This window comes from Streptomyces sp. CB02056 (assembly GCF_001905545.1).
GTDB lineage: Bacteria > Actinomycetota > Actinomycetes > Streptomycetales > Streptomycetaceae > Kitasatospora.
Map to the genome: position 1 here is coordinate 245,168 of NZ_LIPD01000013.1, position 14,870 is coordinate 260,037.

The 14,870-nt window shown below is 75.2% G+C and carries 12 protein-coding genes, 1 tRNA gene and 1 pseudogene; 5 read left to right on the forward strand and 9 right to left on the reverse strand.

All coding sequences use genetic code 11. The features are described 5' to 3' along the window. Nucleotides 1–38 precede the first annotated feature (38 nt). Nucleotides 39–1,661 (reverse strand): transcriptional regulator, encoded by a 1,623-nt coding sequence (locus AMK13_RS31680; RefSeq protein WP_074005116.1) that lies wholly within the window; start codon nucleotides 1,659–1,661, stop codon nucleotides 39–41. Nucleotides 1,662–1,923: 262 nt separating this feature from the next. Between AMK13_RS31680 and AMK13_RS45340 the strand changes: the two genes are divergently transcribed. The 3 genes from AMK13_RS45340 (at nucleotide 1,924) to AMK13_RS31695 (ending at nucleotide 4,064) form a co-directional block, all read left to right on the forward strand. Next, a complete protein-coding gene (locus AMK13_RS45340) occupies nucleotides 1,924–2,439 on the forward strand; it encodes a hypothetical protein (RefSeq protein ID WP_241853113.1) in 516 nt (171 codons plus the stop codon). Between the two features lie 105 nt (nucleotides 2,440–2,544). After that, on the forward strand, nucleotides 2,545–3,450 hold the full coding sequence (locus AMK13_RS31690; protein WP_074005154.1) for a spermidine synthase: 906 nt from the start codon (nucleotides 2,545–2,547) through the stop codon (nucleotides 3,448–3,450). Between the two features lie 155 nt (nucleotides 3,451–3,605). Continuing rightward, nucleotides 3,606–4,064, forward strand: a complete 459-nt coding sequence (locus AMK13_RS31695; RefSeq protein WP_074005117.1) for a GNAT family N-acetyltransferase — start codon at nucleotides 3,606–3,608, stop codon at nucleotides 4,062–4,064. A gap of 118 nt (nucleotides 4,065–4,182) precedes the next feature. Here AMK13_RS31695 and AMK13_RS43775 read toward each other — a convergent pair whose 3' ends face one another. From AMK13_RS43775 to AMK13_RS31720, 5 genes and pseudogenes are all read right to left on the reverse strand, one after another. Beyond that, nucleotides 4,183–5,091 (reverse strand): hypothetical protein, encoded by a 909-nt coding sequence (locus AMK13_RS43775; RefSeq protein WP_158077767.1) that lies wholly within the window; start codon nucleotides 5,089–5,091, stop codon nucleotides 4,183–4,185. Between the two features lie 109 nt (nucleotides 5,092–5,200). After that, a complete protein-coding gene (locus tag AMK13_RS31705; protein ID WP_074005119.1) occupies nucleotides 5,201–5,647 on the reverse strand; it encodes a DUF4442 domain-containing protein in 447 nt (148 codons plus the stop codon). A 217-nt stretch (nucleotides 5,648–5,864) separates the two neighbouring features. After that, nucleotides 5,865–5,940: transfer RNA gene (locus AMK13_RS31710), tRNA-His, on the reverse strand. Between the two features lie 186 nt (nucleotides 5,941–6,126). Beyond that, nucleotides 6,127–6,729, reverse strand: coding sequence for an oligoribonuclease (gene orn / locus AMK13_RS31715; RefSeq protein WP_049660762.1), 603 nt, complete (start codon nucleotides 6,727–6,729; stop codon nucleotides 6,127–6,129). Between the two features lie 847 nt (nucleotides 6,730–7,576). Then, nucleotides 7,577–8,582, reverse strand: a pseudogene (locus AMK13_RS31720) (helix-turn-helix domain-containing protein); the annotation flags it as partial. A 1,034-nt stretch (nucleotides 8,583–9,616) separates the two neighbouring features. On the opposite strand from AMK13_RS31720, the gene AMK13_RS43780 reads away from it, so the two are divergent. Then, nucleotides 9,617–10,423, forward strand: a complete 807-nt coding sequence (locus AMK13_RS43780) for a GNAT family N-acetyltransferase (protein WP_074005120.1) — start codon at nucleotides 9,617–9,619, stop codon at nucleotides 10,421–10,423. Nucleotides 10,424–10,582: 159 nt separating this feature from the next. Here the strand turns inward: AMK13_RS43780 and AMK13_RS46105 are convergent, their stop codons facing one another. Together AMK13_RS46105 and AMK13_RS43105 are read right to left on the reverse strand one after the other, a co-directional pair. Further along, entirely contained in the window at nucleotides 10,583–11,719 is a 1,137-nt protein-coding gene (locus tag AMK13_RS46105) for an HAD family hydrolase (protein ID WP_158077768.1), read from the reverse strand. Between the two features lie 434 nt (nucleotides 11,720–12,153). Beyond that, nucleotides 12,154–12,474: a hypothetical protein gene (locus AMK13_RS43105; RefSeq protein WP_143204682.1), complete on the reverse strand. Its 321-nt coding sequence runs from the start codon at nucleotides 12,472–12,474 to the stop codon at nucleotides 12,154–12,156. A 456-nt stretch (nucleotides 12,475–12,930) separates the two neighbouring features. Between AMK13_RS43105 and AMK13_RS31735 the strand changes: the two genes are divergently transcribed. Then, nucleotides 12,931–13,407 carry a universal stress protein gene (locus AMK13_RS31735; protein WP_049653914.1) on the forward strand — a complete coding sequence of 159 codons (477 nt, stop codon included), beginning with the start codon at nucleotides 12,931–12,933 and terminating at the stop codon, nucleotides 13,405–13,407. A 195-nt stretch (nucleotides 13,408–13,602) separates the two neighbouring features. Here AMK13_RS31735 and AMK13_RS31740 read toward each other — a convergent pair whose 3' ends face one another. Then, complete coding sequence (locus AMK13_RS31740) at nucleotides 13,603–14,793, reverse strand: acyl-CoA dehydrogenase family protein (protein WP_074005122.1); 1,191 nt, start codon at nucleotides 14,791–14,793, stop codon at nucleotides 13,603–13,605. Nucleotides 14,794–14,870 lie beyond the last annotated feature (77 nt).

Here is a 14,870-nt window from a genome sequence, read left to right on the forward strand (position 1 = left end):
GCTCCGGGGCCCGTCGAGGCTAGGCCGGGCGGCGGGGCTCAGGCGGCCGCCGCCCGGTCGTAGTCGGTCAGGAACCGGCGCACCTCGGGCACCGCGACGTGCGGGCGCAGCCGCCCGGCGGTGTCCGCGAGCATGCTCCGGATCCGGGCCGAGCGGACGGCGCCGAACAGCGCGACGGCGGCCGAGCCGTGGTGCGCCGCCCCCGCCAGGTCCCCGCGGCCGAGCCGGTCGTGGGCCAGCTCGGCGGTGTACAGCACCCGGTTGCGGACGAAGTGCGGCTTCTGGAGCGCTATCGCCAGCCCGGCCTGCTCGCTCGCGCGGTCCCAGTCGCCGAGCGCCGACCAGCACTGCGACTGGAGGCCGGCGATCTCGGCCTCGCCGAAGAAGGACATCCACTCCGGGTCCCGCCCGCCGGGGCCCCGGTCGAAGAGGGCGTACGCCCGGCCGAGCGCGCGCTCGCAGGAGACGCGGTCCTGGAGCAGCGCCCAGGCGCCGGCCTCGCGCATGGCCAGCAGGGCGAGCAGCCGCTCGGAGCCCAGGCCCCGGGCGGCGACCTGCCCGGCCTGGGCGGCGCGCAGCGCCTCGCGCGGGCGGCCGGCGTCCCGGGCCAGGAAGGCGCTGTTGCAGAAGACGTGCGCCTCCAGGGCGGAGTCCCCGGCCATCCGGGCGGTGGCGAGCGCCTCGGAGTAGAACGAGCGGGCGTCCGCGAGCCGGTTCGAGTCGTGGGCCAACCAGCCGACGGAGATGGCGAGTTCGCCCGCCCCGGTCTGCAGCCGGCGTTCCGTCTCCGGGCTGTACTCGCACTCGTTGAGCAGCACGTACGCGTTGCGCAGCGACCGCCCGGCGAGCTCGTACAGGGCGTCGGCGCCGTGCGCGTCGTCGGCCAGCCGGATCTCCCGGACGGCCTGTTCCACGCCGAGCACCTCGGCGGCGCCGACCCGGCGCAGCGGCCCCACCGGCCCGGGCCGGCCGGGCACCAGCGGTTCGCCGCCGAGCAGCGACGGCGCGGTGAACTCCGCACCGGGGAAGGCGCCTTGGCCGGCGAGCGCACCGGGGGCGCCGTCGGCGCCGGCCTGCCGGCCGGCCGCCGAGGCCGGTCGGTCGATGCCGATCACGGAGGCCAGCGCGGTGGTGCCGCCGGCCAGGAACGTACGGCGACGCACGTCGTCGTTCTCCTCGTCGAGATTGGGCGATCCATCGGGCCCCCTGGGCACCGTCCCGCGGCTCGGCCACGGGGGCCCGTCCGGTGCGGCTGGATCCGTGTACGGCGAGGCAGCGTACGGGAGTTGAGTGGAGAGAGGTGAGCGCGGGGCGGGCGGGGGCGGGAACGTCGGGTGGAGCGGAGGGGGTTCGCTCCGCCCGACGGACCGGTCCGTCGGGCGGCGGCGGACGGAGGTCCGGGGGGCGAAGCCGAGGTCGGTGAGCGCGCGGTCTGGCCACATGTGCCGGAACACCCGCTCGTAGGCGTAGTTGGGGCAGCGGATCTCACCGGACTCGACCCGCCCGACGTACCGGGCGTCGCAGGACACGTGCTCGCCGATCTCGCGGGCGGCCCTGCGGACGGCCGTGGCGAACTCGCCGGGAGAGCGGTCGCCGCGCAGTGCGCGCATCACGGCGTTGGGGGACGGACGGTTCGGCTCGGCCGGTGGGGTGGCTGCCATGGCGCCGAGAGTACTCGGAGTCACCGAGCGGACACATTCGGTTGGTGGGACATATCGTGTCAATCCCGGGTAAAAAGGGCGATGTTGCGGGGTATCCGCCATGAAATGCCATGCCTTGCTGTAATGCGCCCCGTGGCCTGCGCCACGACCCCCGCGTTGTCCTGGTACGAGGAAGAAGCCCACGCCGTCGCCCGGCCCGTCCCAGCCGGGTGGCCCCTCCCAACGGCTGTGCTTCCGGACCCGACGAGGTACAGGAGAGCCCATGATGGCCACCGGACTGCCGCAGTACCGACCCGTCCCCGGGGGAGTGCTCGCCGGCGCGGCCCCCGCCCTGCTCCCCGAACCCGCCGACGACCGGCTCTCCGGCCGGGGACCGGTCGAAGGCGGCCGCCTCCCCCGCGGCGGCCACCGGCGCGAGCGCACCGTCCCCGAGGAGGGCGCCGTCGTCAGCGCCTGCGACACCGTGACCGTCGCCCTGCGGCACGGCCTGGAGGCCGTCGACATCCTGAGACTGCGCCGCGCCTGCGGAGTCGTCCTGCAGAGCCGCAACGGCAGCACCGTCTCCTTCCTCGTCCCGGCCGGCACCTGGGAGACCTGGCACCTGCCCGGCAGCTCCTGTACGGCGGGCGCCCTGCTGCCCGCCACCACCGACCCGCGCTGGGTGATCCCGCCCTCCGGCACCGGCCGCACCGCCCGCCCCACCGACGCCTGGGTCCTCCGATCCGCCCTCTGCGAGGCCGCCTGCACACTCACCGCGGGCGGCCTCGGCCCGTTCTAGCGGGCGTGCCGCGCGGACCCCGCCGGGCCAGTCGACCTCCGGCCGGGCCCCCGTGGCACGCCCCTGACCAGCGGACGTCCCCCGGCGGCGGCGATAATGGCCGCCATGGGACGAAGCAGCAGAGCCGCACGCGGACCGGAACCCGAGGCCACCACCGGACCGGGCGGACGCACCCACGCCCAGGGCCCGCTCAGCCGCCCCGTCGGCTCCGGCCTCGCCGAGCTGCGCCCCGACCGCGACCGCCCCGCCGCCTGGTCGCTGCTGATCGACGGCGCCCCGCAGTCCCTCGTCGACCTCGCCGACCCCACCCGCCTCGGCTTCGAGTACCAGCGCCGGCTCGGCCACCTGATCGACCTGGTCGCCCCGCCCGGCCGCCCGCTCACCGTCCTGCACCTCGGCGGCGGCGCCCTCACCCTCGCCCGCTACACCGCCGCGACCCGGCCGCGCTCCCGCCAGCAGGTCGCCGAGATCGACACCGCGCTCACCGAACTCGTCCGCGCCGAACTCCCCCTGGAACGCGGCTGGCAGATCAAGGTGCGCGGTGCGGACGCCCGCGGCGTGCTGGAACGCACCCCCGAGGACAGCGTCGACCTGGTGATCACCGACGTCTTCTCCGGGGCCCGCACCCCGGCCCACTGCACCACCGTCGAGTTCACCACCCTCGCCGCCCGCGCCCTCGCCCCCGGCGGCTGGTACGCCGCCAACATCGCCGACGGCGGCGCCCTGCCCTTCGCCCGCTCCCAGGTCGCCACCCTCGCCGCGGTCTTCCCCGAGCTCTGCCTGATCGCCGACCCCGCCGTGCTGCGCGGCAAGCGCTTCGGCAACCTCGTCCTGGCCGCCGCCCACACCCCGCTGCCGATCGCCGAACTCACCCGCCGCGCCGCCTCCGACTCCGCCCATGCCCGGGTCGAACACGGCCGCGCCCTCACCGACTTCGCGGCCGGCGCCGTCCCGGCGACGGACGCCACGGCGGCCCCGTCCCCGGAACCGCCGCCGGGGGTGTTCCGCTGACGGGCCGCTCGTCGGCGTAGGGGCCCGGCGGTCCTGCGGGTGCTTCTCCGCACCGCTTCTCCGCGCCCGCTCCGCCGGCCGTAAAACCGTTTGCCGACGACCGAGTCGCGGCCGACAATGGCGCTGCCGTCCGGCCAGCGACCCGAGGGGGCGTCATGGAGATCAGACCGGCCCGGCCGGAGGAGGCCGCGCTGCTCACCGGCATCGCGCTGCGGTCCAAGGCGTACTGGGGCTACGACGAGGCGTTCATGGCCGCCTGCCGGGCGGAGCTGACGGTGGACGCCGGTGTGATCGAGCGGGCGGCCACGGCGGTGGCCGAGGACGACGGGCGGGTCCTGGGCTTCGTCTCGCTCTCCGGGGCGCCGCCGACCGGGTCGCTGGACCTGCTCTTCATCGAGCCCGAGTCGATCGGCCGTGGCGTCGGCCGCGCGCTGTTCGAGCGGGCGAGGGGCCTGGCCGTGGCACTCGGCCTGTCTCGGCTCATCATCGAATCCGACCCGAACGCCGAGCCGTTCTACCTCGTGATGGGCGCCATCCGGATCGGCGCCGTCCCGTCCGGTTCGATCCCGGGGCGCGAACTCCCGCTGCTGGCCGTGGATCTGGCCACGCCTTAGGCGGGGGCGGAGCGCTGCCGTCTGGCCCTGGGCCCGGTGATCGGAGGCGTCCCGCCGCCTTCTCGCGGCTGCGCAGCGTCCCCATGCCCACGGGGCGGTCCGCCGCGGCCGGGGCCGCTCAGTGGCCGCGCGGCAGTCCGCGGTGCTTGCACATGGCCGCTCCGGTGAGCAGGAGTCCGGCGGCGATGGGGACGAGGACGGCGGTCGCGGTGGCGGAGCCGTCTCCGGAGCCGGCCGCCGTGGCGGTGTCGGCGATGGCCGTCGTCTCGGGCGTGCTGCCATGGTCCGGCGAGGGGGTGGCGGTGGAGTCCGCCGTGCTGCCGGCTTCGGTGGTGGGTCCGCCCTCGTCGACGGCGGTGGCCGCCTCCTGGAGCAGGGGTTCCGTCGCGGCCTCGCGCTGCCGGGGGACGGCGGAGAGGGCGCCGCCGCGGTGCCGGGTGGCGGAGGGCGGGTCGGCGGGTTCGCCCTCGCGGGAGGCGCGGGGGCCGTCGGGCCGGGCCTGGGCGGGGACGGTGCCGAGCAGGCCGGAGGCGAGCGCGAAGGCGTCGGGGACGGCCGCCCGCTGGCCGGGCAGGGGCAGGCCGCCGGCCCGGATGCGTTCCTGGAGGGTGCCGCCGACGGCTCCGGCGACGCCGGTGATCCCGCTGGTGGGGCCGTTGCCGGTCGGCTCCCCGGCGGGCCCGGGGGAGCGGCCCGGCGGTCCGGACCCGACGGGACGTTCGGCTGACTGCCCGTCGAGGGCGGGTCCGTCGAGCACCGGCCTGTCGAGCACCGGCCTGTCGAGTGCCGGTGCGGCCTGCAGCGCGCGGCGGACGGTGGGCCGGGCCGGGTCCGGTACCGGGTCGGCGGTGGCCGCGTACGCCCCGGGGGCGCCGAATCCCCAGAGCTGTGCGAGCAGGGCCCCGGCGGCCGCGAGGACCCGGGGGCGGGGCAGCCGCCGGGCGATCCCGCGGCGGGCGCCGGCGACGCCGCGCGGGGCGCCGCGGGGGACGGGTTCCTGGGGCTTGGTCGCGTGATTGGCTCGCACGTGAATCGAGAACGAGCGGCCGGGCGGTGAGGTCACGCCCGCCGTCACGGACAGTCATCGTACGGGTGGCCCCGGGCCTGTTCTCCCGGGGCCACCGACCGGGTGGCGGTCAGGAGTTGGGGCGCAGGGTCCAGGTGACCGTCATCATGCCGGTGACGGCGCCGTCGGCGCGGGTGATCTCGACGGTGACCGGGAACTCGGGGCGGCCGCCGGCGTCCAGCTCGGCGACGACCTCGGCGGCCGGGCGGCCGAGCAGCGCGGTGGCGGTGACCTCGCCCATGGCCAGCTTCTTGTACGCGATCTCGGCGTTCACGGCGAGCGGCACGGCCCGGGACAGCTGGTCGCCGAAGGCGGCGAGCACGATGCAGCCGCTGGCGGACTCGGCCAGCGTGAACATCGCGCCGGCGTGCGGGCCGCCGACGTGGTTGTGGTACGCGGGCTGGTCCGGGAGGCGGAGCACGGCGCGCTCCGGGGTGGTCTCCAGGTACTCCAGCTTGAGGGTGTGCGCCATCGGCACGGTGGAGTCGAGCATCTGGCCGATCGTGGGAGTGGTCATGGCGACGATGTTACTAGTCGGTAGCTTCTGGGGGCAGGGGTCGCCGCAAAGCCGACCCGGCGGGCGCGTGTGAGGGAGCGCACACGCGGACGAGGGGGCGCGTGCGCAGCTGAGACCGTGTCCGGCTGAGGCGGTGTTCGACCGAGGCCGTGTTTGGCCGAGGGAGGCGAAAACGCCTGAGGGGCCGATCTCTTGAAGAGATCGGCCCCTCAGGCTCTGGGGTGAGTGACGGGACTCGAACCCGCGGCCACCTGGACCACAACCAGGTGCTCTACCAACTGAGCTACACCCACCATCTGTCCGGCCCGTTCCCGCTCTCGCGTTCCCGTTCCGACAGGAAGAACTCTACAGGATCCGAGAGGGTGCTCGCGCCAGGGTTTCGCTCCGGCGAACGCGGGCACCTTCCCGGTCCCTCCGACAGGGGTCCGCCGGGCGGTTCCGGGCGGTTCCGGGGTGGGCCGCCCGGGGCGGGCCCGGGCTCAGCCCGCCGGGGCCTGGTACTTCCCGGCGATCGCCCGCGCGGTGTCGGCGTCCGGGCCGGGCTGCGGGACGAACACCGCCTCGCGGTAGTACCGCAGTTCGTCGATGCTCTCCCGGATGTCGGCGAGCGCCCGGTGGTTGCCGCCCTTCTGCGGGCTGTTGTAGTACGCCTTCGGGTACCAGCGGCGGGCCAGCTCCTTGATCGAGGAGACGTCCACGATCCGGTAGTGCAGGTGCTTCTCCAGGGCCGGCATGTCCCGGGCCAGGAAGCCGCGGTCGGTGGCCACCGAGTTGCCGCACAGCGGGGTCTTCCCGGCCTCCGGCACGTGCTCGCGCACGTAGGCGAGCACCCGCTCCTCGGCCTCGGCCAGGGTCACGCCCTGCTCCAGCTCCTCCAGCAGCCCGGAGGCGGTGTGCATCTCGCGCACCACCTCGGGCATGTTCGCCAGCGCCTCGGCCGGCGGCCGGATGATGACGTCCACGCCCTCGCCGAGGATGTTCAGCTCGGAGTCCGTCACCAGCACCGCGACCTCGACCAGGGCGTCCTGGTCGAGGTCGAGGCCGGTCATCTCACAGTCGATCCATACCAAACGGTCATTCACACAACTCACCCTACGGCGCGATCACGCGCCGCGGGGACCGGTGGAGCCGAGCGGGGTGCCTCGGCCTGGTGCTCCTCCGGCCCGTCGTGCGTGCCGTGGCCGTCCGGGTGCTCGCCCTCCCGGCCGGTCAGGACCGTGTGGCCGTCCCGTCCGGTCCGGACCTCGCGCGCCGCCCGGGCGCCCTCGGGCGCGGGCCGGCCGGCCTGGCCGCGGACCTGCGGAGCCCGGGCCTGGCGGCCGCGGAGCTCGCCCGGGCCGGAGCCCGGCTGCCCGGCGGGCGCCGGCATCCGTCCGGTGGCCGCGCCGTGGCCGCGCCCGGCCGAACCGGGGTCGTCCGCGGGCCGCTCGGCCGCGCTCCGGTGCCCCTGGCCCTGACCGCGCACCCCCGGCTGGGGGAGGCCGTCCTCCGCCGCCGCGTGCTCGGCGGTGCGCGGCGGACGACCGGTCCCCGACCCGGCCTGCGGCGGAACCACCGGCGGCCGCAGCGGACCGCGCCCAGCCGCACCCTGCTGCCCGGGGTGCGACTGCTGCGAGGCCTGCTGGTGCGGGTACGGCTGACCGCCGCGGGCGTGGAAGGCCTGGCCGGTCGGCGTCCCGACCTGGCCCGGACCGAACCCGCCGGGCTGGCCGTGGCCGCCCGGCTGCCCGTGCTGGCCGTGCGGCACCGGCTGTCCGTGCGAGCCGACCGGGAGCGGCGCGCCCGGACCGGCCGGGAACGGCTGCCCCGACGGCATGCCGTGGGCCCCGCCGAACAGCGGACCGCCCGCCGGGACGACCGCGCCCGCCGGGTGCGGGATCGCTCCGGACAGCCGCAGGTCGCCGAGCGCACCGGCCGGCGCGGTCGGCTGCTGACCGGGACGGCGGGCCCGGTAGCTGGTCCGGTACGCGGCCGGGGAGACCCCGAGCTGGCGGCGGAAGTGCCCGCGCAGCGCCACCGGCGAACGGAACCCGCACCGGCGCGCGACGTCGTCCACCGACAGTTCCGAGGTCTCCAGCAGCCGCTGCGCCTGGAGCACCCGCTGGGTGATCAGCCACTGCAACGGCGCGCTGCCGGTGAGCGTGCGGAACCGCCGGTCGAAGGTGCGCCGGCTCATGTACGCGCGAGCCGCCAGCACCTCGACGTCGAACTGCTGGTTGAGGTTCTCCAGCGCCCAGGTGACCACCTCGGCCAGCGGGTCGTTGCCGATCTCTTCAGGTAAAGACTGATCGATGTACTGGGCCTGTCCTCCGCCGCCGCGGCGGCTCGGCACCACCAGGCGGCGGGCCAGCGCGTTGGCCGCCTCGGCGCCGTGGTCGCTGCGCACCACGTGCAGGCACAGGTCGATGCCGGCGGCGGTGCCGGCCGAGGTGAGCACATCGCCGTCGTCGACGAACAGCTCGCGCGGGTCGACGTGGACCCGCGGGTAGCGCTTGGCCAGCGTCGGCGCGTACATCCAGTGGGTGGTCGCCGGGCGGCCGTCGAGCAGGCCGGCGGCGGCCAGTACGAAGGCACCGGTGCAGAGCCCGATGATCCGGGCGCCCTCGTGGTGGGCCTTGCGCAGGGCGGTGATCGCCTCGACCGGCGGGGGCTGGGAGATCGAGCGCCAGGCCGGTACGACGATCGTGCCGGCCCGGGCGAGCGCCTCCAGGCCGTACGGCGCGGAGAGGGTCAGTCCGCCGGTGGTGGCCAGCGGGCCCTCCTCGCCGGCGCAGACCAGCAGGCGGTAGCGGGGCACCCCGGCGTCCTGGCGGTCCACGCCGAAGACGGAGAGCGGGATGGAGCTCTCGAAGATCGGGGCGCCGCCGAAGATCAGTACCGCGACGGTCTCCCGGCGGCGCCGGCCGGACAGCTTGCGCGGGGCGGAGGCCGTCACCGGGGTCGGGGAGCCGTTCGCTCCGGGCCCGCCGTGGCCCAGCGGGCCGTGGCCGGAGCCGAGCGCGAGGCCGCCGAGCGGACCGCCGCCCGGCCCGGCGGCGACGGTGCCGCCGCCGTTCGGGCCCGGGGTGCCGCCGCCGTAGCCGGGGTGGCCGGAATGACCGGGGTGACCGAGCTGGCCGCCGTAGCCGGGGTGGCCGGAATGGCCGGGGTGGGCGGGGTGGGCGGGATGTCCCGGGTGGCTGGAATGGCCCGGGTGCTCGCCGCCGTAGGTCTGGCCGGGACTGACGGGTCCTCGGCTGACGGGTTGTCCGCCGAAGGACTGTCCGCCGAAGGCCGGCTGGCCCCCGTAGGCAGGCTGTCCTCCGTAGGATGCCGCCGCGCCGTGGTCCGCCGTGGCCGGCGCCGCGCCGGGGCCGATGCCGGTGCCGGTGCCCGCCCCGGGGGAAGGCACCGCGGAGTACGAGGAGTGCGAGGCGGCGCCCGGGGTGCCGGAGGTGCGGGTGGTGGCGATCGCGGCGGTGCCAGTGCTTCTCGCGGACCGACCCGAGCTGCCGGCCGCCGCCTGGCCGCTGTCAGGACCCGCGTCGCTCCTGCTCACCCTGCTCAAGGCGCTCAAGCCCCCTCGGTGGTGTGGTGTGGGTGGTGCGGCACTGCTGGCCAAGATCGAAATCTATCGGGTGGACCATTGCCGTTGTGACAAGTTCACCATCCGACGCTATGTCGACATGGCAATTTGGCGTGATGCATTCGATCACGAAGCGTGGCACCCGTCGACCTTTCTGGGAAGAGGGCCGGGGCAACGGTGGCTGGTTGTCGCGGGACGGTTCCTGGGGCGTCCGGCTCCGGTGCGCCCGGCCGGCTGGTCTGGGCTGCGGATTTGCCCAAGCGGGAGGGATCGGCGCGAAATTGACCGAAAATCGGCGGTGCACGAGGGGGCGCACGGGGAGAAGTCGTGCGCCTCCCAGGCTTCATCCGGCCAAGCCTGGGACGGCGGAACCGGGAACCGGAGCACCGGGTTACGGTCCTGCCGTGAACACCAACAGCCGGCTCGAACGGGCCAACGACAACGCCGCCGCCTTCTGGCTCGCCCAAGCCCGCGTCCACGGCTGGCAGTCCCGCACCCGCCCGGGGCTGACCGCGGTCCGGTGCGCCCGGACCCCGGACGACGCGCACCGCATCGTGGTGACCCGCCCCTACGACGAACCGGCGGCTGTGGAGCAGGAGTTGGCGGAGCTGATGGCCGATTGGTCGACCATACGCTGCACCGTGGAGGACCCGTACGACGGGCTCGACCTCACCGGCCTCGGCGCCACCCGGATGCCGCTCATGCCGGTGATGGTCCGGGACCCGGGACCGGTCGAGGGAGCGACCACCGACCTGCCCGTGGTCTCGGAGGCGCACGGGGGCGGTGTCCTGACGGTCGATGAGGCGCGGGACGGCGACAGCTTCGCCCTGGTCGAGCGGACGATCGTGGAGGGCTTCCCGCTGCCCGCCCGACAGCCCTGGGTCCGGGGCGAGGCCCTCCCGGAGCGACTGCTGGACGTACCCGGCTGGCGGGGCTGGCTCGGCCGCGTCGACGGCGCGGTGGCGGGCACCTGCCTCACCTATGACGACGGCCAGGCAACCGGCGTGTACTGGGTCGCCACCCTGCCCGACCGGCGCGGCCGGGGCGCGGCCCGCGCCGTCCTCCGGACCGCCCTGGCCCACGCGCACCCGGACCGCCCGGCCACCCTGGTCGCCACCGCGCTCGGCGAACCGCTCTACCGCAAGCTCGGGTTCGTCGAGCAGGCCCGCACCTGCTGGTGGACCCGTACGGCGGTGGCGGCGACGGCGTAGCCGGGGCGGCGGGTGGAGTCGGTGGGGCGGGCGAACGGCTGACGGCGGCGCGGGGGCGGGCAGGGGGCGGCAGGGGCGGTGGGGGAGCGGGGCCGGAGCGGGGCAGGGAAGTAGGGGGCGGGGAAGCGGAGGGGGCTCGGGCGGGGTGTGGCCGAGGCGTTACCGGGCGGCCGCCACGGCGGCCGCGGACGAGGCCGCAGGGGGCACGGCGGCGAAGGAGGTCCGGGCGGGGACGGCGCCGTCGGGCCCGCTGCCGAGGGGCTTCGGACGGACGGCTCCGGCCGTGACGGTGGCCGCGGCGCCGGCCGCGGTCGGTGCGGGGCGGAGGCCGTCCGCGGCCGGACCCGGTCTGCTCCCCGCCCTGGTCCCGGAGCCCGGGCCGGTCTCCGGACGGGCCTCGGCGATCAGGGCAAACCCGCCGGATCGGTTTCGGACACCCGGCCCACCTGCGGCGGTGGCCTGGCCGGCGGTCCCGGCGGTCGCGGGAACGGATGCACTCGGGCCGTCCACGGCGGCCACCGCGGGACGTGCGCCGGACCGTGCGCCGACCAGCGCCGTCGCGTGAACCGGTGCTCCTGCCGCGGCCTTCCGGAGCGGCCCGCCGGAGCGGACGTCCGGCCGCGGCGAGGGCGCGTTCCGCGCGGCGAGGACCTGGCCGACGGCCTCCGGCAGACCGGCCGCCTTCAGCGTCGGCCGGTAGCCGCTCTCCGCCCACGGTCGGCCGTGGTGCAGCCAGACGCTGCGCAGTCCGGTGAGTTCGGCACCGGCGATGTCGGCGGGCGCGTGGTCCCCGATCATCCAGGTGTGCTCGGCCCAGTCCCCGGTGGGGGCGATGCCGCACCGCTGGGCCGCCATCTCGAAGATCAGCGGGTCCGGTTTGACGCAGTCGGCCTCCTCGGAGATGACCCAGCCGTCGACCAGGGGGCCGAGCCCGGTCCGCCGGATCTTCTCCAACTGCGGCCGGGTGCCGCCGTTGCTGACGATCCCCAGCGTCCACCCGGCGGCCCGGGCGACCCGGAGCGCCTCGATGTGCCGGGGCGGGCAGTGGATGTGGGAGTTGATGCCGCGTCGGTAGTGGGCGGTCAGGAAGTCGGCGGAGACGTCCAGCCCGTAGCGCCGCCGGACCGCCGACAGTACGGTGCTGCGCGGTACGTAGCCGCCGCCGTCGAGGGTGACGAACCAGTCGAGGTCGACCGGCGGGAGGTCGTGCTCGGACAGGAAGTCCTGCGCCCAGGCCCGGTAGGCGGCGTCCCGGGGCAGCAGGGTGTTGTCGAGGTCGAACAGGAGCAGGGACATGCCGAGCATGGTGCCAGCGGCCGCGCCTATGCATATGGCAAATGCCAGACGGCGTCGCGAAGCCGTACGCGTTGGCTGAAACGGCCTCCGCACCCCCGTGGCGGGCGGTGAGGCACGGGTTCACCGGGACTGTCGGGGCAGGTCGGACGTCACGGTTCGCGACGCGCCGCAACGGATCGTCGCCGATCCATGACAGTCCGGTCACGGTGTCCCGTGGGGCTGTTGCGCCGCCCGGTCCGCTCAGTCAAGCTCCAGGGAACCTCCTTTCCGGAGGGGGCGCGATCGCCTGTGGGCGGGGCGCACAGCCTCGGCGGGCGCATCCCCCTTTCGCGGGAAGAACGTCGCTCCGGGGCTTCCTCGCTGGGCGGGGCCCCAAGCCCGTCGTACTCTGAAAGGAACAGGTCACATACGGTGCTGCGCGGCGCAGACCGACGTCATCCCGTGGGCGGGCCTGCTGCCCGGGCAGCGTTGTCCTCCTCTCCTGTCGGCCCCTCTCCATCGAAGAGCCGTGAGCCATGGCTGGTTTTGAGCCTCCCCGACCGGTTGAACCGGACACGTCCCGCAGCGTGGACCCGGCCCGCGGGCCTGCCGCCGATCGTTCCGACGGCCGCGCCGAGCTGTGCGCCGACCAGCGCGGCGAGGACGTCCGTGACCACCACAGTGACCACCTCGGCGACGACCACGACGATCACGACGACCAGGACGGCAGTCACGGTAGTTACGGCAGCCACGGCGACGAACGCGACCGTGGCCATGGCGGCGAACGCGACGGAGGCCGCGGGGACGACAGCGCGGGCGGGTCTGTCGACGGGCCTGCCGACACTGCCGGCGAACGAGCCGACGCGCGCGCCGAGGCCTCGGGCCGCATCCCGGGCGTGCGGACGGGCCACGAGCGGGTCGACGACGACAGCGGCGTCGCCGACGACGCGGAAGGGTTCGAGGCGGCCGGAGCGGCCCGCGCGGCCCGGCCGGCGGCCGACGTGCCACAGCCTGCGGAGCCAGGGGAGCCCGGCCCCGGGCGCGACGGCCCGCTGGGCTTCGCACGCGCTCTGCGCGGCCTCGCCCGCCGGGGCAGCCTCGCCCGCCGTGACCGCCCGGGGCCCCGCCAGCGGCGTGGCGAGCCTCCGGCCGACCCCGCCGGGGTTCCGGTGACGGGCCGCCTGGGCCCGGGTGCCGAGTACCCGGAGGCGGCTTCCGGCGCGGCCGGCCCGCTGGGCGGGCCCACCGAGCCGTCCGGGCAGGACACCCCGGCGCCGTCCCTCGACCCGGTGTTCCAGCACGGTGTGGTGGTCGGCTTCGACGGCTCGCTGTCGAGCGAGCGCGCCCTCGCCTACGCCGTCGGCATGGCGCGCCGCTCGCAGTGCGGCCTGGTGATCGTGCACGTCGCCAACCGCCTGCCCGCCACGGTCTGGGCGGGCTGCGAGCCGCCCGTCTTCGTCGACCTCCCTGACCACCGGACCGAGGTCCTCGGCCTGGAGCTCGCCTGCGCGGACTTCCTCACCGGGGTGCCGTGGATCCTGGTCGAGCGCGGAGGGGACATCTGCCACGAGATCGAGGAGGTCGGCCGTGAGTACGCCGCCGACGCGATCGTCGTCGGCACGACGCACGGCCTTCTCGGCAAGATCTTCGGCTCGGTCTCCGGACGGCTGGCGCGGCGGGCCAACCGCCCGGTGATCGTGATCCCCTGAGGCCCTGTTCCGGCGGCTTCTCCCGAAGCCGCCGCGACACCTCCTCCTACGCCTCCTCCTGCTGTTTCCTCCTGACGCCTTCCCCTGACGCCTCCTTCGCCGTGGCGCTCCCCAACTCTCGTCGCGGAGCGGTGTGTTGACCGGTGTGCCGGCCCGGTGGGCGTGGCTCAGGAGGCGACCGTCAGGATGCGGTCGTCACGAACCGACGCCGAGCTCCCGGGCGATGAGCATGCGCTGGACCTCAGACGTGCCCTCCCCGATTTCCAGGATCTTGCAGTCGCGCCAGAAGCGGGCGACCGGGAATTCGTTCATGAAGCCGTACCCGCCGTGGATCTGGGTCGCCTCGCGGGCGTTGTCGACGGCGGCCTCGGACGAGTACAGCTTCGCGATCGCGGCCTCCTTCTTGAACGGTTCGCCGTGCAGCAGCCGGGAAGCAGCGTCCCGCCAGGCCAGGCGGGAGGTGTGGGCGCGCAGCTCCATGTCGGCAAGCTTGAACTGGATGGCCTGGTTGGCGCCGATCGGCCGGCCGAAGGCCCGGCGCTCGCCGGAGTACTTCACGGACTCGTCGACGCAGCCCTGGGCCAGGCCGGTGGCCAGGGCCGCGATCGCGATGCGGCCCTCGTCGAGGATCCGCAGGAACTGGGCGTAGCCTCGGCCACGCTCGCCCAGCAGGTTGGCCGCGGGAACGCGGCAGTCGGTAAAGGACAGTTCGCGGGTGTCGGATGCGTTCCACCCGACCTTCGAGTACTTCTTCGAGACCTGGAAGCCGGGGGTCCCGGTGGGCACGATGATGGAGGAGATCTCCCGTGCAGGCGAGCGGAATTCGCCCTCTTCACTCGAACGAGCGATCGGTTCGGTGAGCGCGGTGACGGTGACCAGGCCGGTGATGTCGGTGCCGGAGTTGGTGATGAAGCACTTGGTCCCGTTGATGACCCACTCGTCGGTGGCCTCGTCGTACCGCGCCGTGGTCCGGGTGGCCCCCGCGTCCGACCCGCCCTCCGGCTCGGTGAGGCCGAAGGCGCCGAGGAGTTCGCCCGAGGTCAGCCGGGGCAGCCACTCGCGCTTCTGCTCCTCGGTGCCGAACCGGTAGATCGGCATCGCGCCGAGCGAGACGGCGGCCTCCAGGGTGATCGCCACCGAGGAGTCCACGCGGGCGAGTTCCTCCAGGGCGAGGCCGAGGGCGAAGTAGTCGCCGCCCATGCCGCCGTACTCCTCCGGGAAGGGCAGGCCGAAGAGGCCCATCCGCCCCATCTCCCGGACGATCTCGTACGGGAACTCCTCCCGCTCGTAGAACCCGCCGATCTTCGGCGCCACCACGTCCTGGGCGAATTCGGCGACGGTGCGCCGCAGTTCCTCGTACTCGCTGCTGAGCCTGTGGTCGAGCATGGTGATCCTCCTGGCGCCCGGCCGGGTCGGCTGCGGACGTGAGCGGGGTGACCGGCGTCCGTCGGACGGTGTGACGG

Excerpts from the sequence above, each read along its gene's own strand:
- AMK13_RS31680 (WP_074005116.1), bottom strand. The coding sequence starts at position 1,661 with ATGGCAGCCACCCCACCGGCCGAGCCGAACCGTCCGTCCCCCAACGCC.
- AMK13_RS45340 (WP_241853113.1), top strand. The coding sequence starts at position 1,924 with ATGATGGCCACCGGACTGCCGCAGTACCGACCCGTCCCCGGGGGAGTG.
- AMK13_RS31690 (WP_074005154.1), top strand. The coding sequence starts at position 2,545 with ATGGGACGAAGCAGCAGAGCCGCACGCGGACCGGAACCCGAGGCCACC.
- AMK13_RS31695 (WP_074005117.1), top strand. The coding sequence starts at position 3,606 with ATGGAGATCAGACCGGCCCGGCCGGAGGAGGCCGCGCTGCTCACCGGC.
- AMK13_RS31705 (WP_074005119.1), bottom strand. The coding sequence starts at position 5,647 with ATGACCACTCCCACGATCGGCCAGATGCTCGACTCCACCGTGCCGATG.
- AMK13_RS46105 (WP_158077768.1), bottom strand. The coding sequence starts at position 11,719 with ATGTCCCTGCTCCTGTTCGACCTCGACAACACCCTGCTGCCCCGGGAC.
- AMK13_RS43105 (WP_143204682.1), bottom strand. The coding sequence starts at position 12,474 with ATGGCCACGGTCGCGTTCGTCGCCGTGGCTGCCGTAACTACCGTGACT.
- AMK13_RS31740 (WP_074005122.1), bottom strand. The coding sequence starts at position 14,793 with ATGCTCGACCACAGGCTCAGCAGCGAGTACGAGGAACTGCGGCGCACC.